At 71.4% G+C, this 20,202-nt stretch carries 20 protein-coding genes and 1 riboswitch; of the genes, 9 read left to right on the forward strand and 11 right to left on the reverse strand.

Translation table 11 applies throughout. From position 1 onward, the window contains the following. Positions 1–36 precede the first annotated feature (36 nt). The 4 genes from gcvP to AC07TY_RS09520 form a co-directional block, all read right to left on the reverse strand. Positions 37–2,925, reverse strand: a complete 2,889-nt coding sequence (gene gcvP, locus AC07TY_RS09505; RefSeq protein ID WP_494785154.1) for an aminomethyl-transferring glycine dehydrogenase — start codon at positions 2,923–2,925, stop codon at positions 37–39. Further along, the gene (gcvH, locus tag AC07TY_RS09510; protein WP_488625744.1) at positions 2,922–3,296 is read right to left on the reverse strand and encodes a glycine cleavage system protein GcvH; all 375 of its coding nucleotides are present in this window, start codon (positions 3,294–3,296) and stop codon (positions 2,922–2,924) included. Before gcvH ends, gcvP begins: the two co-directional genes overlap by 4 nt. Before the next feature lie 12 nt (positions 3,297–3,308). After that, on the reverse strand, positions 3,309–4,496 hold the full coding sequence (gene gcvT / locus AC07TY_RS09515; protein WP_488625743.1) for a glycine cleavage system aminomethyltransferase GcvT: 1,188 nt from the start codon (positions 4,494–4,496) through the stop codon (positions 3,309–3,311). Between the two features lie 153 nt (positions 4,497–4,649). Next, positions 4,650–4,744: riboswitch (glycine riboswitch) on the reverse strand. A gap of 71 nt (positions 4,745–4,815) precedes the next feature. Beyond that, complete coding sequence (locus AC07TY_RS09520) at positions 4,816–5,409, reverse strand: SseB family protein (protein WP_488625742.1); 594 nt, start codon at positions 5,407–5,409, stop codon at positions 4,816–4,818. 180 nt (positions 5,410–5,589) lie between these two features. On the opposite strand from AC07TY_RS09520, the gene AC07TY_RS09525 reads away from it, so the two are divergent. Continuing rightward, the gene (locus AC07TY_RS09525) at positions 5,590–6,654 is read left to right on the forward strand and encodes a DUF475 domain-containing protein (RefSeq protein ID WP_494785155.1); all 1,065 of its coding nucleotides are present in this window, start codon (positions 5,590–5,592) and stop codon (positions 6,652–6,654) included. Positions 6,655–6,668: 14 nt separating this feature from the next. On the opposite strand, the gene AC07TY_RS09530 is transcribed toward AC07TY_RS09525, so the two are convergent. Then, positions 6,669–7,448, reverse strand: coding sequence for a class I SAM-dependent methyltransferase (locus tag AC07TY_RS09530; protein ID WP_123506214.1), 780 nt, complete (start codon positions 7,446–7,448; stop codon positions 6,669–6,671). Positions 7,449–7,486: 38 nt separating this feature from the next. Beyond that, complete coding sequence (locus tag AC07TY_RS09535; protein WP_494785156.1) at positions 7,487–7,861, reverse strand: PH domain-containing protein; 375 nt, start codon at positions 7,859–7,861, stop codon at positions 7,487–7,489. 80 nt (positions 7,862–7,941) lie between these two features. Here AC07TY_RS09535 and AC07TY_RS09540 point away from each other — a divergent pair, with 80 nt between their 5' ends. The 4 genes from AC07TY_RS09540 (at position 7,942) to AC07TY_RS09555 (ending at position 11,426) form a co-directional block, all read left to right on the forward strand. Continuing rightward, positions 7,942–8,424, forward strand: coding sequence for an FBP domain-containing protein (locus AC07TY_RS09540; RefSeq protein ID WP_494785157.1), 483 nt, complete (start codon positions 7,942–7,944; stop codon positions 8,422–8,424). A gap of 77 nt (positions 8,425–8,501) precedes the next feature. Continuing rightward, positions 8,502–9,611 carry a LolA family protein gene (locus AC07TY_RS09545; RefSeq protein ID WP_494785158.1) on the forward strand — a complete coding sequence of 370 codons (1,110 nt, stop codon included), beginning with the start codon at positions 8,502–8,504 and terminating at the stop codon, positions 9,609–9,611. 11 nt (positions 9,612–9,622) lie between these two features. Beyond that, the gene (locus AC07TY_RS09550; protein ID WP_494785159.1) at positions 9,623–10,591 is read left to right on the forward strand and encodes an ABC transporter ATP-binding protein; all 969 of its coding nucleotides are present in this window, start codon (positions 9,623–9,625) and stop codon (positions 10,589–10,591) included. Then, positions 10,578–11,426 carry an ABC transporter permease gene (locus AC07TY_RS09555; protein ID WP_494785160.1) on the forward strand — a complete coding sequence of 283 codons (849 nt, stop codon included), beginning with the start codon at positions 10,578–10,580 and terminating at the stop codon, positions 11,424–11,426. The genes AC07TY_RS09550 and AC07TY_RS09555 overlap by 14 nt, the downstream gene beginning before the upstream one ends. A 100-nt stretch (positions 11,427–11,526) precedes the next feature. Here the strand turns inward: AC07TY_RS09555 and AC07TY_RS09560 are convergent, their stop codons facing one another. Next, positions 11,527–11,913, reverse strand: a complete 387-nt coding sequence (locus AC07TY_RS09560) for a VOC family protein (RefSeq protein WP_488625738.1) — start codon at positions 11,911–11,913, stop codon at positions 11,527–11,529. Positions 11,914–12,010: 97 nt separating this feature from the next. On the opposite strand from AC07TY_RS09560, the gene AC07TY_RS09565 reads away from it, so the two are divergent. Next, positions 12,011–12,943 carry a glycerophosphodiester phosphodiesterase family protein gene (locus tag AC07TY_RS09565; protein ID WP_494785161.1) on the forward strand — a complete coding sequence of 311 codons (933 nt, stop codon included), beginning with the start codon at positions 12,011–12,013 and terminating at the stop codon, positions 12,941–12,943. Here the strand turns inward: AC07TY_RS09565 and deoC are convergent. Further along, entirely contained in the window at positions 12,937–13,647 is a 711-nt protein-coding gene (gene deoC / locus AC07TY_RS09570; RefSeq protein ID WP_494785162.1) for a deoxyribose-phosphate aldolase, read from the reverse strand. The genes AC07TY_RS09565 and deoC overlap by 7 nt on opposite strands. 309 nt (positions 13,648–13,956) lie before the next feature. On the opposite strand from deoC, the gene bla reads away from it, so the two are divergent. Next, positions 13,957–14,880, forward strand: a complete 924-nt coding sequence (bla, locus tag AC07TY_RS09575; RefSeq protein WP_494785163.1) for a class A beta-lactamase — start codon at positions 13,957–13,959, stop codon at positions 14,878–14,880. A 54-nt stretch (positions 14,881–14,934) separates the two neighbouring features. Here bla and AC07TY_RS09580 read toward each other — a convergent pair whose 3' ends face one another. Beyond that, complete coding sequence (locus AC07TY_RS09580) at positions 14,935–15,774, reverse strand: NAD-dependent epimerase/dehydratase family protein (RefSeq protein WP_494785164.1); 840 nt, start codon at positions 15,772–15,774, stop codon at positions 14,935–14,937. 10 nt (positions 15,775–15,784) lie between these two features. Beyond that, entirely contained in the window at positions 15,785–17,395 is a 1,611-nt protein-coding gene (locus tag AC07TY_RS09585; RefSeq protein ID WP_494785165.1) for an ABC-F family ATP-binding cassette domain-containing protein, read from the reverse strand. 107 nt (positions 17,396–17,502) lie between these two features. Between AC07TY_RS09585 and AC07TY_RS09590 the strand changes: the two genes are divergently transcribed. Next, the gene (locus AC07TY_RS09590; protein WP_494785433.1) at positions 17,503–18,450 is read left to right on the forward strand and encodes a bifunctional methionine sulfoxide reductase B/A protein; all 948 of its coding nucleotides are present in this window, start codon (positions 17,503–17,505) and stop codon (positions 18,448–18,450) included. A gap of 151 nt (positions 18,451–18,601) precedes the next feature. Here AC07TY_RS09590 and AC07TY_RS09595 read toward each other — a convergent pair whose 3' ends face one another. After that, a complete protein-coding gene (locus AC07TY_RS09595) occupies positions 18,602–19,222 on the reverse strand; it encodes a TetR/AcrR family transcriptional regulator (RefSeq protein ID WP_494785166.1) in 621 nt (206 codons plus the stop codon). 88 nt (positions 19,223–19,310) lie between these two features. Here AC07TY_RS09595 and AC07TY_RS09600 point away from each other — a divergent pair, with 88 nt between their 5' ends. After that, positions 19,311–20,201: an aldo/keto reductase gene (locus tag AC07TY_RS09600; RefSeq protein WP_494785167.1), complete on the forward strand. Its 891-nt coding sequence runs from the start codon at positions 19,311–19,313 to the stop codon at positions 20,199–20,201. The last annotated feature ends 1 nt before the right edge of the window (position 20,202 follow it).

Below are 20,202 nucleotides of genomic sequence, written 5' to 3' on the forward strand. Positions count from 1 at the left end.
GCGACAACGCCGCAGATTGCCGCCCCGAGAATCGCGTCAGGCGAAGGCCTCGACCGGTGGGCACGCGCAGAACAGGTTGCGGTCGCCGTAGGCCTGGTCGATACGGCGCACGGGCGGCCAGTACTTCGAGCGCACGAGCGAGCGCACGGGGTAGACGGCCTCCTCGCGGCTGTAGGCCTCCGACCACTCGCCGAGGATGACCGACTCGGCCGTATGCGGGGCGCCGCGCAGCGGTGAGGCGTCTGGCGCCCACTCCCCCGCGCCGACCCGGTCGGCCTCCTCCCTGATGGCGATCATCGCGTCGACGAATCGGTCGATCTCGGCGAGGTCCTCGCTCTCGGTCGGCTCGACCATGAGCGTGCCCGCGACCGGGAACGACATCGTCGGTGCGTGGAACCCGTAGTCGATCAGGCGCTTTGCCACGTCGTCGACGGTCACGCCTGTGGCGTCGCGGAGGGGCCGCAGGTCGAGGATGCACTCGTGCGCGACGAGCCCGCCCTCGCCCGAGTAGAGCACCGGGTAGTGGTCGCGGAGGCGCGCAGCCACGTAGTTCGCGGCGAGCACGGCGGCTCCGGTGGCCTCGGTGAGGCCCCGGGTGCCCATCATGCGCACGTACGACCACGAGATCGGCAGGATGCTGGGCGAGCCGTACGGCGCCGCCGAGACCGGAACACCGGCGTGGGCGAGCCGCTCCGCGGAGACGCTCCCCGGCCGCCGGTCGGCCTGCTGCGCCAGCGGGTGCCCCGGCAGGAACGGCGCGAGATGCGCCTTGGCGGCGACCGGGCCGACGCCGGGGCCGCCCCCGCCGTGCGGGATGCAGAACGTCTTGTGGAGGTTCAGGTGCGACACGTCGCCGCCGAACTCGCCGAAGCGCGCGTAGCCGAGCAGCGCGTTGAGGTTCGCGCCGTCGACGTAGACCTGGCCGCCGGCCGCGTGCACCGCGTCGGTGATCTCGCGGATGTCGTGCTCGTAGACGCCGTGCGTGGACGGGTACGTGATCATGAGGGCGGCCAGCTCCTGCGCGTGCTCCGACACCCTGGCCCGGAGGTCGGGCAGGTCGACGTTGCCGAGCTCGTCGCACGCGACCACCACGACACGGAGCCCCGCGAGCACGGCGCTGGCGGCGTTGGTGCCGTGCGCCGACTGCGGGATCAGGCAGACGGTGCGCGCGTCGTCACCGCGCGAGAGGTGGTAGCCGCGGATCGCGAGCAGGCCGGCGAGCTCGCCCTGGCTGCCGGCGTTGGGCTGCAGCGAGACGGTGTCGTAGCCGGTGACCTCGGCGAGCCAGCCCTCGAGCTGCCCGATGAGGCCGAGGTAGCCCTCGACGTCGGAGGTCGGCGCGAACGGGTGGATGTTCGCGAACTCCGGCCAGGTCACGGCCGCCATCTCGGACGCCGCGTTGAGCTTCATGGTGCACGAGCCGAGCGGGATCATGCCGCGGTCGAGCGCGTAGTCCTTGTCGGCGAGGTGCTTGAGGTACCGCATCATGCTGGTCTCGCTGCGGTGCGTCCTGAAGACGGGGTGGGTCAGGTAGTCGCTGGTGCGCAGGAACTCGCCCGCCAGCGGCGACTCCGCCCCCGCGGGCACCTCGAACCCGAGCACCTCGCCCAGGGCGGCGAGGTCGTCCGCCGTCGTCGTCTCGTCGGTCGAGATCGCCACCGTATCGGCGTCGACCTCGAGCAGCAGGTAGCCCCTGTCGTGGGCCGCGGCGACGATGTCGTGCGCGCGACCCGGCACCGTCAGGGTCACCGTGTCGAAGAACACGTCGGAACCGGTGGCGAGCCCTGCGGCTTTCGCCGCCGAGCTCAGGTCGACGGCGTGCTGGTGCGTCCGCCCGGCGATGTGCTTCAGCCCCCACGGCCCGTGGTAGACCGCGTACATCGAGGCCATGACGGCGAGCAGCACCTGCGCGGTGCAGATGTTCGAGGTGGCCTTCTCGCGGCGGATGTGCTGCTCGCGCGTCTGCAGGCTGAGGCGGTAAGCGGGGTTGCCGACGGCGTCCTGCGAGACGCCGACGAGGCGCCCCGGCAGCTGCCGCTCGAGGCCGGTGCGGACGGCCATGTAGCCGGCGTGCGGGCCGCCGAAGCCCATCGGCACGCCGAAGCGCTGAGAGGTGCCGACGGCGACGTCGGCGCCGAACTCGCCGGGGGCGACGAGCAGCGTGAGGGCGAGGAGGTCGGCGGCGACGACGGCGAGTCCGCCGCTCTCGTGCAGCCGGTCGACGATCGCGGCTGGGCTCCACACGCGGCCGGAGGCGCCGGGGTACTGCACGAAGCCGCCGAAGGCCTCGGGCACGTCGGCCGGGTCGACGGACGCGAGCGGCAGCTCGACGAGGCGGATGCCGACGGCGGCCGCGCGGCCGGCGAGGAGCGCCTTCGTCTGCGGGAGGGCGTCGGAGTCGACGACGAACACGTCGGAGGACGCCTTCGAGGCGCGGCGCGCCAGCAGCATGCCCTCGACGACGGCCGTGCCCTCGTCGAGCATGGAGGCGTTCGCCGTCGTCAGGCCGGTCAGCTCGGAGACCATCGTCTGGAAGTTGATGAGCGCCTCGAGGCGGCCCTGCGAGATCTCGGGCTGATAGGGCGTGTACGCGGTGTACCAGCTGGGGTTCTCGAGCACGTTCCGCTGGATGACGGCGGGCGTGATGGTGCCGTAGTAGCCGAGGCCCAGGAAGGAGCGGCTGACCGTGTTGCGCCGTGCGATCTGGCGGAGCTCGGCGAGGGTCTCCTCTTCGGAGGCGGGCTCGGGCAGCGACGTCGAGTCGAGGGCTGCCGCGCGGATGCTGTCGGGGACGGCCGTGCGGACCAGCTCGTCGACGCTCGCGTGGCCGGTGACGGCCAGCATCTGCGCCTGCGCCTCGGGCGTGGTGCCGATGTGGCGGTCGACGAACCCGCTCGCCGCGGTGCCGGGGATCAGGCCGCTCATTCGGCGGTCAGGGCGACGTACTCGTCGCGCGAGAGGAGGGCCGGGAGGTCGCCGGAGAGCGTGATCTTCACGAGCCAGCCGTCGCCGAACGGCGCCGAGTTGACCAGGTCGGGGCTGTCGACGACGGCGTCGTTGATCTCGGTGACGGTGCCGAGCACCGGCGCGAAGAGCTCGCCGACCGACTTCGTCGACTCGATCTCGCCGACGACCTTGCCTGCCTCGACGGCGGTGCCCACGGCGGGGAGGTCGACGTAGACGACGTCGCCGAGCTTGTCGGCGGCGTAGTCGGTGATCCCGACGGTCGCGGTGTCGCCGTCGATCAGGAGCCACTCGTGCTCGGCGGTGTACTGGAGGGAGGTGAGGTCTGACACGGTCGGCACCTTTCAGGAGCGCTTGTAGAAGGGGAGCGCGACGACGGTCGCGGGGATCGTGGTGCCGCGGACGTCGACGCCGAGCGTCGTTCCGACGGCAGAGGCGGACGGGTCGACGTAGGCCATAGCCACGGGATGGCCGAGGGTCGGCGAGAGGGCGCCGCTGGTCACGACGCCGACCTCGGCGCCCGAGTCGTCGAGCACGGGGTACTCGGCGCGCGCGGCACGGCGGCCCTCGAGGGCGAGGCCGACGAGGACGCGAGCACCTTCGGCCGGCTCGACGGCATCGCGGCCGACGAAGACGTCTTTGCCGAGGTCGACGACGCGGCCGAGACCCGCCTGGGCCGGCTTCGTGTCGAGCCCGAGCTCGTGGCCGTAGAGCGGCATGCCGGCCTCGAGGCGGAGCGTGTCGCGGCTGGCGAGCCCGGCCGGGACGACCCCACGCGGAGCACCCGCCTCGGCGAGCGCCTGCCAGAGCGCGGGGGCGTCGTCGACGTCGATGTAGAGCTCGAAGCCGTCTTCGCCGGTGTAGCCGGTGCGGGCCAGGAGCACGGGCACGTCGTCGAAGGTGCCCTGCAGGGCGCGGTAGTAGCGGAGCTCGGAGAGCGGCTCGTCGGGGGCGAGGCGGTCGGAGGTGATCAGCTCGTCGAGCACCCCGGCCGACTCGGGGCCCTGGATGGCGATCAGCGCGGTGTCGTCGCTCTCGTCGTCGACCGTCACGTCGAAGCCGTGGGCGCGCTGCGCGAGCGCGGCGAAGGCCGCCTCGCGGTTGCCGGCGTTGGCGACCACCAGGAAGTCGTGCTCGTCGAGCCGGTAGACGACGAGGTCGTCGACGATGCCGCCCGCCTCGGCGAGCAGGAGCGAGTACTTCGCCCGGCCGATCGCGATCGACGACAGAGTGCCGGCGAGGGCGTGATCGAGGAACGCGCCCGCCTCCGGCCCGACGACGGCGATCTCGGCCATGTGCGAGAGGTCGAACAGCCCCGCGGCCTGGCGCACGGCATGGTGCTCTTGGAGGTCGGAGCTGTACCGGACCGGCATCTGCCAGCCGGCGAAGTCGGTGAAGCTGGCACCCGCCGCGACGTGGACGTCGTGAAGGGGGCTGAATCGGGCCTCCGGCGCGTCCGTGGCTGCGACCTCGGCCAGCAGGTCGTCGTCGCGCGGTTCGGATTCGGAAGGCAGTTCGGGTGCGTCGGACATCTCAGGGCTCCGGATGATCGAGGGCAGACGACCGCGGACTCGCAGTCGTGCTCCCCCTCTGTCATAGGCCTGAGAGCTTCACCGCGTCCGTGGTCGCGACTTTCACCGTGGGCGAGGAGCGTGCGACAGCGCGCTCCTGCTTTTCAGAGTGGCCCACACCGCGCGGTACGTCTACCTGAGAGATTGGCGGGGAAGCTTGCTCCTTCGGTGGCCGGCCGCATGGCCGGGCACTCTCCCGCGCAGTGGAAATGGCCCGATGTTCGATTGTGCGTGAAGCCTAGCAAGAGGCGCCGACACCCGGAGGTGCCGGCGCCGCGGCTCAGAAGTTCGGGATGCCCGACGGGTCGACCTTCTTCGGCGCGGCCGGCTCGCCCGAGCCTCCGGCGCCGGCGGCCGCCTGACCCTGCTCCATCGCCTCGAGCATGCCGCGCACGTCGTGGGCGAGCTGCTGCACGCCCTCGGCGAGCATCTCGAAGCCGGCGGTGTGGCCGGGGTTGACGACGAGGCCGGTCCCCTCGGGGATCGCCTGGACGAGCTCGGCGGCGGGCATCTGCACGGCATAGCCCGCGACCTGCGCGACCTGCTCGGGCACGCGGTCGATGTGCGAGAACACGGCGAGCATGGGCATGCCCTCGCGGTCGAACAGCACGGGCTCGAGCGCGTTGAGGTCGTCGGTCACCTCGGTGGCCGTCGGGACGACGATCAGCGCGTTGACGAACTGGCCGATGACCTCGTTCATGTCGCCCTCGCCGGTCTGCCCCTTCAGGATGGACGCCTCGAGGGGCGTGGCCTCGCGCTCGGGCGCGTCGGTGCCGGTCTCGTCGGTGCTCGTCTCGTCGGTGCTCGTCTCGTCGGCAACGGTCTCATCGGCCGCGAGATCAGGAGTCGTGGGGGTGTCTTCAGAGGAAGTCATCGCACCACTCTGCCCGGGATGGGGGCGGATCGCACAATTTCGCGTCGGGCGCTCAGGTGGTACGGCGGTCCGGAGTTCCTGCGCCGCGTGCAACAACGGAGGCCCCGCCCAGGGTCGGGTGGGTGACTGGACGCCCGGGCCCGACGACGCGCCGCCGCCTTGCGAACCCGAGGAGCCCCGATGCGCCCGCTCGTCCGTCGAAGCCTCACCCTGCCGCTCGCTCTGCTCGCCGGGGCCGTGGTCGCCGCGTGGCTGCTCATCTCGCCCGCCGCCGCGCTGGCCCTGATCGCGCTCGCCGTGCTCGAGATCGCGATGGCGGCCGACTCGTCGGTGCCGATGGCGGGGATCGCGTCGCGGATCCATCACCCGGCGAGACGCATATTCCTGTCGGTGGGGCTGGTCGCCGGAGTGCTGGCGATGCGCCTGATCCTGCCGCCCGCCGCCGTCGCGGTGTCGCTCGCCGAGTCGCCCGCCGACGCGGCCGCCGAAGCCGTGCTGCAGCCCAGCCTGTTCGCGGAGCACCTCGCCATGGCGCGCCCCGGGATCGCGGCCTTCGGCGCCGTCTTCATCTGGCTGGTCTTCTCGGAGTACCTCTTCAACGTCGACCGCGCCCCGCGCCGCGCCTGGCTCGGGAGGTTTGAGGCGGTGCTGGCCGACGTGAGGTTCCCCCGGATCGCCGCCCTCACGATCGCTGCGGGCGCAGGAACTGCCGCCGCCCTCCTCGGCACCCCCGGCGAGCGCGCCGCCATCGCCGTCGGGGGCGCGACCGGCCTGGCGTCGTACCTCGGCGTCAAGCTCGCTCAGGCCTGGGCGAAGCGCGACGCCGCGCCGCCGTGGCGCCTGCACGTGCACGCCGCCACCGTCGTCTTCGAGCGCGGCCTCACGGTGTTCATGCTGTTCGAGATCCTCGACGGGGCCTACACGCTCTCGTCGCCGTCGCCGGAGTCGGGCCTCAGCCAGGTCGACCAGGCGCTCGTCGCCGCGGGTGGAGTCGGGGTCGGCGCGGTCTTCCTCGCCCGCCTGACGGCCACGGTCGACTCCCACCAGGGGCTCACGCGGCTGCGCTACCTCAAGGCCGGGGCGGCCTACGTGCTGGGTGTGCTGTCGGTGCTGCTGTGGGCGAGCCTCGCCGTGCCGATCCCGGCGACCGTCGCCGGCTGGTTCGGGAGCCTCATCATCGGGGCGGCGCTGCTGTCGTCGCTCCCGCGTCGGCGCCGCGGGGCCCGTGCCGTCTCCCCCGCCTGACCCTCCCGCACCGGTCAGGGGCGGCCGACGATGAGCCGCAGCGAGCCGTCGAAGGACGGCTGGGTGCGCAGGTGCCCGAAGCGGGCGTCCCAGGCGCCGGACTCGAGGTCGGCCGACAGCCGTTCGACGAAGCGCTCCTCGACGCCGGGCTCGACGAAGCTCCACGCCGAGTTCGCGAGGCGCGCGCCCGGCTCGAGCAGCCGCTCGGGACGCCCGTAGTACGCCTCGCCGAACCCGTCGGTGCAGTCGAGCGGGATCGGCAGGCTCGTGACCGACACGTCTCCGCCGAGCAGCTCGGCGACCGCCGCCGGTGCGGGATACCGCGACCCCTCGACCGCGATCACCTCCGGCGCGTACTCGACGAGCCAGAACCGGTCGAGCGCGGCGGGGTCGCACGACAGCAGCACCACGGGCCCGCGGGTGACGCGCCGCATCTCGGCGAGGCCAGCGCCCAGGTCGCCCCACTGGTGGATCGAGAACGTCGACATCGACGCGTCGAAGGACTCGTCGGCGAACGGCAGGCTCTCGGAGGTCGCGTCGACGGCGGGCGTGAGGTCGGGCGGTCGGTTGGCGCGCATCGCCGCGCTGGGCTCGACGGCGGTCACGCCCGGGCGGCGGGGCTCGTACGAGCCCGCGCCGGCCCCGACGTTGAGGATCGTGGCGGCATCGCCGAGTTCCTGCGCGATGGCTCTCTCGATCTGCGGATCGGGTTGCCGGTAATCGGTGTACCCGCGGCCGATGCGACCGTAGTCGGCGTCGCCCGCGCTGCCGTCGATGGCGCGCTCGGTGCTCATGCCCCGACCCTACCTACGCCCGCGCCGACGCTGGGTCTCTAGAGGATCTTCGACGCGATCAGCTTGCCGAGGTAGGTGATGTCGAACTTGCCCTTGAACTCCAGGTGCACTTTTCCCAGGCCCGAGAACCACAGCTCGAGCTCCGCGTCGAGATCGAAGGTGCCGGCCGTCTCGACAGAGAAGGCCTGGATCTTCGAGTAAGGCAGTGAGGTGAAGTCCCGTTTTTTGCCGGTCATTCCCTGGACGTTGACGGCGAGGATGCGCTTGTCGGTGAAGACGACGAAGTCACGGACAGTCTTCGCGGCGACGAGCACCTCCTCGCCGTCGAGCAGCAGCGAGCTGATAGCCGGCAGGATCTCCCGCGGGTCGATGTGGCTCAGCTTGAAAATGGAATTGGAATTGAAGTCGATCATGGTCGCACCTTATCGGTGAGGTCCTACATTTCGGTGCCTGCCTAAGAGCCCGTTCCCGGGCGCGTGGGTAGGCTGGAAGCGTGAAGCCCCTGACCGAAGACGACATCCGCTCGTCGTTCGTGAACGCCATGCCGGGCGACCTCGAGCGGCTCCCGATCCCGGGTCTCCACGAGATGCTGTGGGAAGACCGCGAGTTCCTCGGCTGGCGCGACAGCCAGGCCCACCTGCGCGGCTACATCGTCGTCTGGATGGACGACAAGCCGACGGGTCTCGTGGTCCGCACCTCGTCCACCTCGCTGCGCCCCGGCATCGCCGCGATGTGCTCGCTCTGCCACTCGCCGCAGCCGGCCACTCAGGTGCGCCTCTTCACGGCGCCGCGCGCGGGCGAGGCCGGCCTCAACGGCAACACCGTCGGCACCTACATCTGCGAAGACCTCGCGTGCTCACTGCTGATCCGCGTCGCTCCCCCGCACCTGAACCCTCCCGAGCGCATCGCCGAGCGCGCCGCCGGGCTCCTCGCGCGGGTGCAGAACTTCACCGCCGACATCATGAAGACGGCCTGAGCAGGATCTCCCCGGCGGGCTCGCAGTCTGCAGACGTAGCCTTCTCAGAAGTTCGAACAGCGTAAGAAGGTCCTGAGATGAACAAGCAGCTCCGTTGGATCCCCGCAATCGCCGTGCCCGCCCTCGTGGTCGCCGGCGCCGTGGCGGTCCCTGCCATGGCCACTGCGTCGGTCAACCTCCCGCACAAGTCGGCGGCGCAGATCGTCGCCCTGGCGCAGAAGAGCGGCGGGTCGTCCTTCTCGGGCACGGTCGAGCAGACCGCGAATCTCGGCCTTCCCGACCTGTCGTCCCTCCAGGGCGCGCAGGGCGGCAACGGCGACTCCGGCAGCGTGAGCGACATCGTCAGCCAGCTGTCGGGCACCCACAAGGCCCGCGTGTTCGCCTCGGGCTCGACCAAGTCGCGCATCCAGACCCTCGACGAGCTGTCCGAGCGAGACGTGATCCGCAACGGGGACTCTGTCTGGGCCTACGACTCGTCGTCGAAGAAGGCCGTCCACGCGACGATCCCGTCCTCGGGCGACCGCTCGCTGCCGAGCGCCGTCCCCTCCTCGCCCACCGACATCGCCGACCAGGTCCTCGCGCAGATCGACGACTACACGACCGTGACCACCAGCAGCAACGTCCGCGTCGCCGGCCAGAAGGCGTACCAGATCACGCTCACGCCGAAGAACGACACCACCACGCTCGTGGGCGATGTGACACTAGCCGTGGACGCCTCGACCGGCATCCCGCTCCGCGCCGCCATCACAGCCGCGGGCCAGACCGACCCCGCCTACTCCGTCGCCTTCACGTCGATCGACTACTCGACGCCCTCGGCGTCGACCTTCGCGTTCACGCCGCCGAAGGGCACCGCCGTCAAGATGATCACGGCCCCGACGTCGGCCTCGTCGTCGAAGCACTTCGTCCACCCGGGTGCGGTCTCCCGCGAAGACGGAGTCGCAAAGTCCGAGGCCGAGCCGACGGTGACCGGCACCGGCTGGTCGACCGTCGTGGGGCTCACGTTGCCAGCCGGCGACACCTCGGCGCTGAGCGGGTCTCAGGCCGGGATGCTCGATCAGGTCACGACGGCCGTCGCGGGTGGCCGCCTGCTCCAGACCTCGCTCGTGTCGGTGCTCCTGACCGACGACGGCCACGTCTACGTCGGCGCCGTCAAGCCGTCCGCCCTCGAAGCCGCCGCCGGCGAGTAACTGCGACAGGGGTGCCCGACAGCACAGCGCCGAAGAGCTCGGCGAGCACAGAGGCCGCCATCGAGACGACGGCTCTCACCAAGACGTTCGGTCGGCAGCGCGCCGTCGACGGCGTCGACCTGCTGGTTCCTCGGGGCAGCGTCTTCGGTTTCCTGGGGCCCAACGGGTCGGGTAAGACCTCGACGATCCGCATGCTGCTCGGCCTGACGCAGGCGACGAGCGGCGATATCCGCCTGCTGGGTGCGCCGATGCCCGGCGACCTGCGCCGGGTCCTCCCGCGGGTGGGTGCTCTCGTCGAGGGTCCCGCGTTCGCGCCGTTCCTCTCGGGACGCGCCAATCTGCACCGCCTCGACACCGCCGACCGCGACGCCCCGTCGGCCAGCCGCCGTGACCGCGTCGACGCGGCCCTCGACCGGGTCGGTCTCGGACACGCCGCCGACAAGAAGGCGCACGCGTACTCGCTCGGCATGAAGCAGCGCCTCGGTATCGCCGGCGCCCTGCTGATGCCGCGAGAGCTGCTCATCCTCGACGAGCCCAGCAACGGGCTCGACCCCCAGGGCACGCGCGAGGTCCGGTCGCTGATCGGCTCCCTCGCCGACGACGGCACGACCGTGTTCGTCTCGAGCCACCTGCTCAGCGAGATCGAGCAGATGTGCTCGCACGTCGCCGTCATGAGCGCCGGGCGCCTGCTCACCCAGGGCACTCTCGACGAAGTGCGGCGCCACGGTGTCCAGCGCATCGTCGTCACGACGCCCGACGGCGCCGAGGCCGCCGCAGTCCTGGCGGGGCTGGGGCTCGAAGCCGCGACGACGCCCGCCGGAGTCTCGGCCGAGCTCCCCGTCGACGACACCGAGCCCGAGCGCATCACCGCCGCGCTGGTGGCGGCGGGTGTGCGGGTTCGCGGGCTCCAGGTCACCGGGGCCACTCTCGAGGATCGGTTCGTCGACCTGACCGGGGAGGGGTTCGATGTCGCAGGCTGAGGCGCGGGTTCGGGGTGGGCGGCTCGGCCTCGAGCTCCTGCTGTCCGAGATGAAGACGCTGTTCCGCCGCGCGCGGACCATCGCCATGCTGGGTGCCCTGGCGGCGGTGCCGGTGCTGCTCGCCGTCGCCGTCCGCATCACGACCGGCGGTGAGAGCGGTCGGGGGCCGGCGTTCCTGGGCGACATCACGCAGAACGGGCTGTTCGTCGCCCTGACCTCGCTCGTCGTGGCGATCCCGCTCTTCCTGCCGCTCACGGTCGGCGTGGTCGCGGGCGACACGGTGGCTGGCGAGGCCGGGCTCGGGACGCTGCGGTACCTCCTGGTGGCGCCCGCGGGCCGCGTCCGGCTGCTCGTCGTGAAGTACCTCGCGACGGCGGTGTTCTGCCTCGCGTCGACTCTCGTGATCGTGATCGTCGGGGCGGCGATCGGGGCGATCCTGTTTCCGATCGGGCCCGTGACGCTGCTCTCCGGTCAGACGGTCGGCCTGGGCGCCTACTTCGCCCGGCTGCTGCTGCTCGCTCTCTACGTGACGGTGTCGATGCTCGGCCTCTCGGCGATCGGCCTGTTCATCTCGACGCTGACGTCGGTGCCGGTCGGAGCGATGGCCGCGACGATCGTGCTCTCGACGGTGGCGCAGATCCTGGGGTCGCTGCCGCAACTGGAGTTCTTGCACCCGTGGCTGTTCACCGACCACTGGATGGAGTTCGGCGACCTGCTGCGCGCGCCGATCTCGTGGGAGTCGTTCGGAGACAACGCGCTGCTGCAGGCGGGCTACATCGTCGTGTTCGGGTTCCTGGCGTGGGGCCGGTTCTCGACGAAGGACATCCTGAGCTGAGGGGTGGCCTCCCCGCCCCGGCGGTTACCCCCGCCGGCGGCGCAGGAGCCTCGCCGCGGCGGCGATCATCTGCCGCCCATGTGTGTGGGCCCCGCCGCCGTCAGGCCGACTCGCGGCACAGGCAGAACGGATGCCCCGCCGGGTCGAGGTACACCCGGAACGTGTGCCCCTCTCCTTCGGGCAGCCCCGTCGCAGTCGCGCCCGCCTCGACCACGAACGCCTCGGCCTCGTCGAGATCGACCACGTCGAGATCGAGATGGCTCTGCTGCGGCACGGCCCCGTCGGGCCAGGTCGGTGCGACGTGGTCGGGCGCCAGCTGGAAGGCCATGCCCGGCGCGACGCCCTCGGCGGGCCGGATGGTGATCCAGTCGTCGTCGGCGTCGATGAAGTCCCAGCCGAGGATCGTCCGGTAGAAGTCGGCGAGGCCTGCGATGTCGGCGGCGTCCAGCACCGTCAGGTCGAGGCGGATCGAAGGTCGTGTCGTCATGCCCGCAGGGTACGCCGCGGCACACGCCGACGCCGATGGGCCAGCGAACTTCGACGACCCCCTATCGATCGGCGTGACGAATGCTCATACTTGCGATATGTCCAGCGCCGGACCCGAACCGAAGCGCGGGCCGTCTCGCCGGGCGGTCCTGATCGGCGCGGGCGCGGTCGCGCTGGCCGGGGCCGGCACCGGCGCGGCGTTCGCACTGCGTCCACCGGCCGCCACCGAGCAACCCGCCGAAGCGGCCGAGACGGCAGGGCGCCTGGCCACTCGGCTCCTCGACACCCCGGGGTTCACGGTCGCCCACCACGGCGGATCGCGCGACTGGCCCGAGGAGTCGCTGTACGCCTACAAGCGATCGGTCTCCGCCGGCATCAATGCCCTCGAGGTGTCGCTCGCGCGCTCGTCGGACGGCGTCTGGTTCGGCCTCCACGACACCACCCTCGACCGCACGTCGGGCACCTTCCACATCGAGGCGGCCGACTACACCTGGGCCGAGATCAACGCGCTCCGCATCAAGCCGCCGAGCACGGGAACTCCCGGCCAGGCGACCCGCCCGTACGCGCGATTCGAGAGCATCCTCGACGCGCATGCCTCGACGCACACGCTCTTCGTCGACCCGAAGGCGGCCGACCCGTCACGCTTCGGCGAGGTGTTCGCGATCATCGAGAAGCGCGTCTCGGCGCCGACCGAGTCGATCATCGCCAAGGGCTACTGCACGAGCATCCCCTGGGCGACGGAGTCCCGCTCGCGCGGCTACCGCGGCTGGGGGTTCTACTACGCGAACGAGATGTCGGCTAAGCCGTCGCTGCTCGCCGACACGCAGGACTACTGGTCGGTGCTCGGCCTCGACTACGGCGGCGCCTCCGGCCAGTGGGCGGCGGTGCGTTCGATGGGCAAGCCCGTGATCGCTCACGTCGTGCCCTCCCTCGAGGCCGCGCGCGCCGCCCTGGCGCTCGGGGCCGACGGGCTCATGCTGTCGGGGGTGGCGGAGACCGTGCCGCATCTGACGGCGGGCGGTGCTCAGTAAGACGACGAAGCGCTCGTTCCTGCGCCCGCATCGTCACCTGAGGCCAGCAGGGCACGCGTACCCGAGACGCCGAGGCGAGTGGCACCGGCGGCGATGTAGCGGCGTGCGTCAGCGAGGCTCCGCACCCCGCCCGACGCCTTGACGCCGAGTCGGCCTCCGACGGTCTGAGCCATGAGCGCGACGGCGTGCTCGGTGGCGCCGCCTGCGGGATGGAAACCGGTCGAGGTCTTGACGAAGTCGGCCCCGGCCGCCTCGGCGGCCTTCGAGACGGCGACGATCTCGTCGTCGGTGAGCACGGCCGACTCGATGATCACCTTGAGAACCGTGGGCGCAGGAACTGCCGCCCGCACCGCGGCGATGTCAGCCTCGACGGCGGAGAACTCGCCCGCCTTCGCGGCCCCGACGTCGATGACCATGTCGATTTCGTCGGCGCCGAGACGCACCGACTCGGCGGCCTCGAACGCTTTCACGGCCGACGTGTGCTTGCCGCTCGGGAAGCCGCAGACAACGGCGACCTTGAGCCCGCTGCCCTCCGGCAGGGTGACGGGGAGCATCGACGGCGAGACGCAGATCGAGTACGTGCCCAGGTCGGCCGCCTCGACGATGAGGGCGTCGACGTCGGCGCGCGTGGCCTCGGGCTTGAGGAGGGTGTGGTCGACGATCCCGGCGACGTCGGCGGGGGTGGGCTCGGTCTCGTGGTTCATGCTCCCAGGGTAGCCGGGGCGGCCGACGCTCTTGCGCGAGGTGGCCGTCCGCGCCGCTTCGGGCTGCCCGGCCGCCCGCGAGATGGCCCTCGGCGTCGCCCCGGCCCGGGCCCCCCGACGACAAGGGCCACCTCGCGCGCGCGAGCGACGCGGTGCGGACAGCAGCCCCGCCGGCGGGCTGCCCGGCCGCCCGCGAGATGGCCCTCGGCGTCGCCCCGGCCCGGGCCCCCCGACGACGAGGGCCACCTCGTGCGCGCGAGCGGCCAAGCCACCACGGAACACCCAGGTCGGCCCGCGCACACTGGCACCGTGCGTGCCCTCCCGCTGATCGCCCTCGCCTCGTCCGCCCTCCTCCTCGCCGGCTGCACGGCCCCGCCGCCGACCGCGGGCCAGACAATGGCGACCGAGACGACGTCGGCCTCGACGACAGCCGCCCCCACCGCGACCCCCACCACCGACGCCGCCCCGTTCCGCGCCCTCGAGTCCCGCTACTCCGCCCGGCTCGGCGTCTACGCCGTCGACACGGGCACCGGCCGCACCGTCGAGTACCGCTCCGGCGAGCGCTTCGCCTTCGCGTCGACGTACAAGGCCCTCGCCGCGGGCGTCCTCCTCAAGACGCAGACCGATGCCGAGCTCGACGCGGTGGTCCGGTACTCCGCGAGCGACCTCGTCGACTACTCCCCCGTCACCGAGAAGCACGTCGCCAGCGGAATGACCGTCCGCGCGATCATCGCCGCCGCCCTCCAGTACAGCGACAACACCGCCGCGAACCTCCTGCTCGAGCAGCTCGGCGGCCCGGCGGACCTGACCAGTGCGCTCCGGTCGCTCGGCGACGACGTGACGAACGTCGATCGCACCGAGCCCGACGTGAACACCGCGACGCCGGGCGACCCCCGCGACACGACCACGCCCGCCGCCATCGCCGGCGACCTGCGCGGCTTCGTCCTCGGCGGCACCCTCTCGCGGACCCGGGCGCAGGAACTCCGCGACCTCCTTCTCGGCAACACCACCGGGGCGCCCTGGATCCGCGCCGGGGTCCCCGCCGGGTGGCGGGTCGCCGACAAGACGGGGAACGCCTCCTACGGCACCCGCAACGACATCGCGGTGGTCTACCCGTCGACCGGCGACCCGATCGTGCTCGCCCTCCTCAGCGATCGCGGCGTCGAGGGCGCGGCCAGCGACGACGGCCTGCTCGCTGACGCGACGAAGGCGGTCGTCGAGCAGCTCCGCTGAGCGACGACGTCGGCGATCCCCATCGGATAGCGTCCGCCATCCCGGGCCGGAAGCCTACGGGTGCCGGATCCCCTCGCCGGCGAGCACGGCCCGGTAGCCCTCGCGGAACGTCGGGTAGACGAAGCGGAACCCCGTCGACCGGAGCAGCGCGTTGCTGATCCGCTTGTCGCCGGCCCCGCGCAGTTCCTTCCGCGTCTCGTCGGGCGGGGCGACCTGGAGCTCGGCGGCCAGGAAGCGGAAGACGTCGCCGAGGCGTGCGGGCTCGTCGTCGACCGCGAGCACGAGAGGCGGCGGCGCCTCGAGCCCGGCGAGATGGACGAGGGCCGCGGCGATGTCGTCGCGGTGGATCCGGTTCGTGAAGGGCGACGCCTCCGGCACGGACGACGCACCGCTGCGCACCTGATCGATCAGGAACTCGCGCCCGGGCCCGTAGATGCCTCCCACCCGCACCACGACGGGGTGCGCTGCCCGCCGGTTCAGGAGAGCCTCGGCCTCCAGCAGCACTTCGGCGGTCGGCGTCGATGGCAGGGCCTCCGTCGCCTCCGTCACCTCCGATCCGTCGTCCACGCCGTACACGGCTGTCGACGACACCAGCAGGATGCGCGGATCGGCCTCCGATGCGTCCACCGCGTCCAGCACGGCTCCGAGTCCGTCGACATAGGTGGCCCGGTACGCCTCCGGCGAGCGCTCCCCCGCGGTCAGAGCCACGACGATGACGGTGGTGTCCGGCGGGACGACGAGCCGATCGCTCCGGAGATCGAGCGACACGGAGTCGAGGGCGGCGGGGAGGAGATCGGCCCGACGTCGCACGGCGACGACGTGCTCGCCCTGCGCGACGAAGCGGAGGCCGACCTCGGTGCCGAGGTCGCCGGCTCCGGCGATGAGGATCGTCATGTCGAGGCGCCTAGGCCGCGGTGATCTCGAGCTCGCCGGCCTCGGCGCCCTCGGCGCCGAAGACGACCCGACGGGTGCCGACCTTCTCGGCGAAGAAGCGGTCGTGCGACACGACGACGACCGCGCCGGGGAAGTGCTCCAGCGCCCGCTCCATCACCTGGGTGCTGGCGAGGTCGAGGTGGTTGGTCGGCTCGTCGAGGAGCAGCACCGACGCTCCCGAGAGCAGGCACTGCGCCATCGCCACGCGGGCGCGCTGCCCGCCGGAGAGGTTCTTGATCCGCGACTGCAGATCGGCCTCCGAGAACTGGAACATCGCCAGGAACCGGCCGACCGACTTGCGGGTCGCCGTCAGCGCCAGGCTGTCGGGCATCGCGTTGACGGCGTGGGTGACCGTGTCGTCGCCGTCCAGCTCGTCGAGCACGCGGTTGTACGACACGACCTTGGCGCCGGCCGACCAGGTGACCGACCCGCGTTCCTGCGCCTCCTCGCCCGTGAGCACCCGCAGCAGGGTGCTCTTGCCGCTGCCGTTGGCGCCGAGCACGACGATGCGCTCGCGTCGATGGACCTCGAACGACACGTCGCGGAAGAGCGTGCGGTCGCCGTACGACTTGGCAAGACCCTCGACGCGGCCGAGCACGTCTTTGACGTGCAGCCCGCCGTAGATCTCGGTGATGATCTGGTCGACGGGGCGCGGCGTCCGCGACTTCTTGATCTTCGCCAGCTCTTTCGACAGGGTCGTGCCCGCCTTCGCCGCCTTCGCGGCCTCGCGGCGGTCGGCGATCCCCTCGGACTCGAAGGCGAGCAGCTCGGACTCGTGCTGGTACTGCGACTCGAGGGTCTTGAGGCGGAAGGTCTTCTGCGTGATGTACTCGGCGAAGTTGCCCGCGTACTCGTGGAGGTGGAAGTTCTCGACCTCGACGATGCGGGTCGCGATGGCGTCGAGGAACGACCGGTCGTGCGAGACGACGATCGCGCCGCCGCGGAAGTCACGGAACCACGCCTCGAGCCACTCGACGCCCGCGACGTCGAGGAAGTTCGTCGGCTCGTCGAGCAGCAGCACGTCGGGCTTCTGCAGCACGAGCTTCGCGAGGGCCGCGCGATTGCGCCAGCCGCCCGAGAGGTCGTCGATCGGGCTCGTGCGGTGGGCATCGCTGAAGCCGAGCACGCTGAGGGCCGTGTCGATGTGGCGTCCGTACTCCCAGCCGTCGAGGCGGTCCATCTCGGCGAACAGCTCGGCCTGGCGGTCGACGAGGCGCGTCAGCTCGTCGCCCGCATCGGGATCGACGGCGACGACGGCGATGCGGGCGTCGATGGCCGCGAGTTCCTGCTCGATGTCGGTGACGTGGGTGAACAGACCCTCGAGCTCCGCGACGATTGTGTTGGCGCCGTTCAGCTCGGAGAACTGCGAGAAGTAGCCGACGGTGACGCCCTGCTCGACCGCGACCGTGCCCTCGTCGGGCTGCACCTGCTCGAGGATCAGCTTGAGGAGGGTCGTCTTGCCGGATCCGTTGCGGCCGATCAGACCGACTCGATCGCCCTGCTCGAGCTTCAGGAAGGCCTCGCGCAGCACGGGACGGTTCTCGAATCGGACGGTGACGTCGTTCAGGCGGAGCAGGCTCATGGACTCAGTCTGACAGGGAACGTATCGGCCCCGGTGCGTGTTGTAGAGACCAGATACCGACCATTGGAGGCACAGTGTCGAACTCATACAGCAAGACCGACGAGGCCGTGAAGGCCCTGAACGCCGAGCAGTTCCGTGTCACGCAGCGGGGCGGAACCGAGCCGGCGTTCGACAACGAGTTCTGGGACCAGAAGGCGCCCGGCATCTACGTGGACGTCGTGACCGGCGAGCCGCTGTTCTCGTCGACCGACAAGTACGACAGCGGCACCGGCTGGCCGAGCTTCACGAAGCCGATCGCGGCTGAGAGCGTCACCACGAAGACCGATCGCAAGCTGTTCATGAAGCGCACCGAGGTCCGCTCGGCGACGGGCGACAGCCACCTGGGCCACGTCTTCCCGGACGGCCCGACGGCCGCCGGCGGCGAGCGCTACTGCATGAACTCCGCGGCTCTCCGGTTCGTGCCGGCGGGGTCGCTCGAGTCGCAGGGCTACGGCGAGTACTCGCACCTGTTCGAGTCGCCGACCACACCGATCGGCTCATCGGCGCGTGAGACGGCCGTGCTGGCCGGAGGGTGCTTCTGGGGCGCGCAGCAGCTGCTGCGCCGCCGTCCGGGCATCATCTCGACGCGCGTCGGGTACTCGGGCGGCACGCAGGCCAACGCCACCTATCGGCACCACGCCGGTCACGCCGAGGCAGTCGAGATCGTGTTCGACCCGGCGTTGACGTCGTACCGCGAGATCCTGGAGTTCTTCTTCCAGATCCACGACCCGTCGACGAAGAACCGCCAGGGCAACGATGTCGGCGAGAGCTACCGCTCGGCGATCTTCTTCACGTCCGAGGCGCAGCGCGAGACGGCTCTCGACACCATCGCCGACGTCGATGCGTCCGGTCTCTGGCCGGGCAAGGTCGTCACCGAGGTGACACCGGCGTCGGACTTCTGGGAGGCCGAGGAGGAGCACCAGGACTACCTCGAGAAGGACCCGTACGGGTACACGTGCCACTACGTGCGGCCGGGGTGGCGGCTGCCGGCGCGGGATGCGAGCGTCGCGAGCTAGCGCGCGTCCTTAGCTAAGGAAGTTCGAGGGGGCGGTCCTTGTCAGCGGTGCTGGCAGGGGCCGTTCTCCTTGTGGGGCGTGCAGGTAGGCGGCGATCTCCTTGCCAGCGTGCGCGCGGTCCTTATCCAAGGCAGCGACAGGCCCGCCCGCGTCATGCCCGCACCCCCGCGACCAGCAGGTCGAGCAGCCGCCCGATCTGCTCGGGGTCGTCGCTCGTCGCCGTCGACTGGAACGCGCCGAGCAGCGCCGCCGTGACGTCGTCGGCCACGATGCCTGCGCGCAGCACTCCCTCGTCGGCTCCTGCCGTCAGGTAGCCGTCGACGACGCCGTTGATCCGCTCGCGCGTCGACGGGGTCGCGATCGACCCCGACGCCCAGCCCGCGCGGAGGACGTCCATCATCCCCCGCTTGGTGGCGACGAACACGGCGTACCGCTCCATCCACAGGCGCAGCGCCCGGTCGGCCGGCCCGGACGGCAGGGTCGCCGGGTCGGTCAGCGCCGACAGCTCGGACTCGTACACCGCCTCGACGAGCGCCTCCCGCGTCGGGAAGTGCCGGTACAGGGTGCCGATGCCGACTCCGGCGGCCTTGGCGATGCCCTCCAGCGACACCGGTCGGCCGTCGGCGGCGGCGAAGGCATCGTGCGCGGCGCTCAGGAGGAGCTCGCGGTTGCGCAGGCCGTCGGCGCGCGAGCGGCGCGGGGTGACGGGGGTCGACTGGGCGGGGGTCGACTGGGTGCGGGTCGTCTGGGCGCGGGTCGTCTCGGCTGGCAAGCGGAGGCACCTCCGTTAATGCTACGGTGAACAAACCGGAGGCATCTCCGGAACACCCTCATCTTCGCACACCACGAGAGGACGCACCATGACCAGCACCTCCACCGGCCGCCTCGGCGACCACACCGTCGGCCGCGTCGGCTACGGAGCGATGCAGCTCGAGAAGCTCCATGACGACCGCCCCGCCGCGATCGCCCTCCTCGAGCACGCTCTCGCGCACGGCGTCGACCACTTCGACACCGCGGAGTTCTACGGAGACGGCTTCGTCAACGGCCTGCTCCGCGAGACGGCGGCGCGATCCTCCGAGGCCGTCGTCGTCACCAAGGTCGGCGCTGCTCCGAACCCCGGCGGCCCGATCCCGCTCCGCCCCGCGCAGAGGCCCGACGAGATCCGCGACGCGGTCGAGGCCAACCTCCGCAGCCTGGGCGTCGACCGTCTCGACGTCGTCAACCTGCGCCGCCTCGACGTGGGCCCCGGCATCTCGGCCGAGGGCGACCAGGTCGTCGACGTCGACGACCAGCTCGAAGTGCTCGTCGGCCTGCGCGACTCCGGAGCGATCGGCGCCATCGGCCTCTCCAGCATCACCGCCGACACCCTCCGCCACGCGCTCCCCGCCGGCATCGTCTGCGTGCAGAACAGCTACTCCCTGATCAGCCGCGAGGCCGAAGACCTCCTTCTCGTCTGCACCGCGAACGACATCGCCTGGGTGCCGTTCTTCCCGCTCGGCAGCGGGTTTCTGCAGGTGCCCAAGGTCGTCGACCGGCCTGAGGTGATCACCGGGGCGCAGGAACTCGGCCTCACCCCGTCGCAGGTCGGCCTCGCGTGGCTGCTGCAGCACTCCCCCACCACCCTCCTGATCCCGGGCACCGCCACCGTCGCCCACCTCGACGAGAACCTCGCGGTCGCCGACGTGGTCCTGCCGACGGCGCTCGTCGAGGCGCTCGACGGGATCGCCCGCTCTGCCGCAAACCCGACCTAGG

This window comes from Frondihabitans sp. GW821-FHT04F02, from assembly GCF_059420045.1.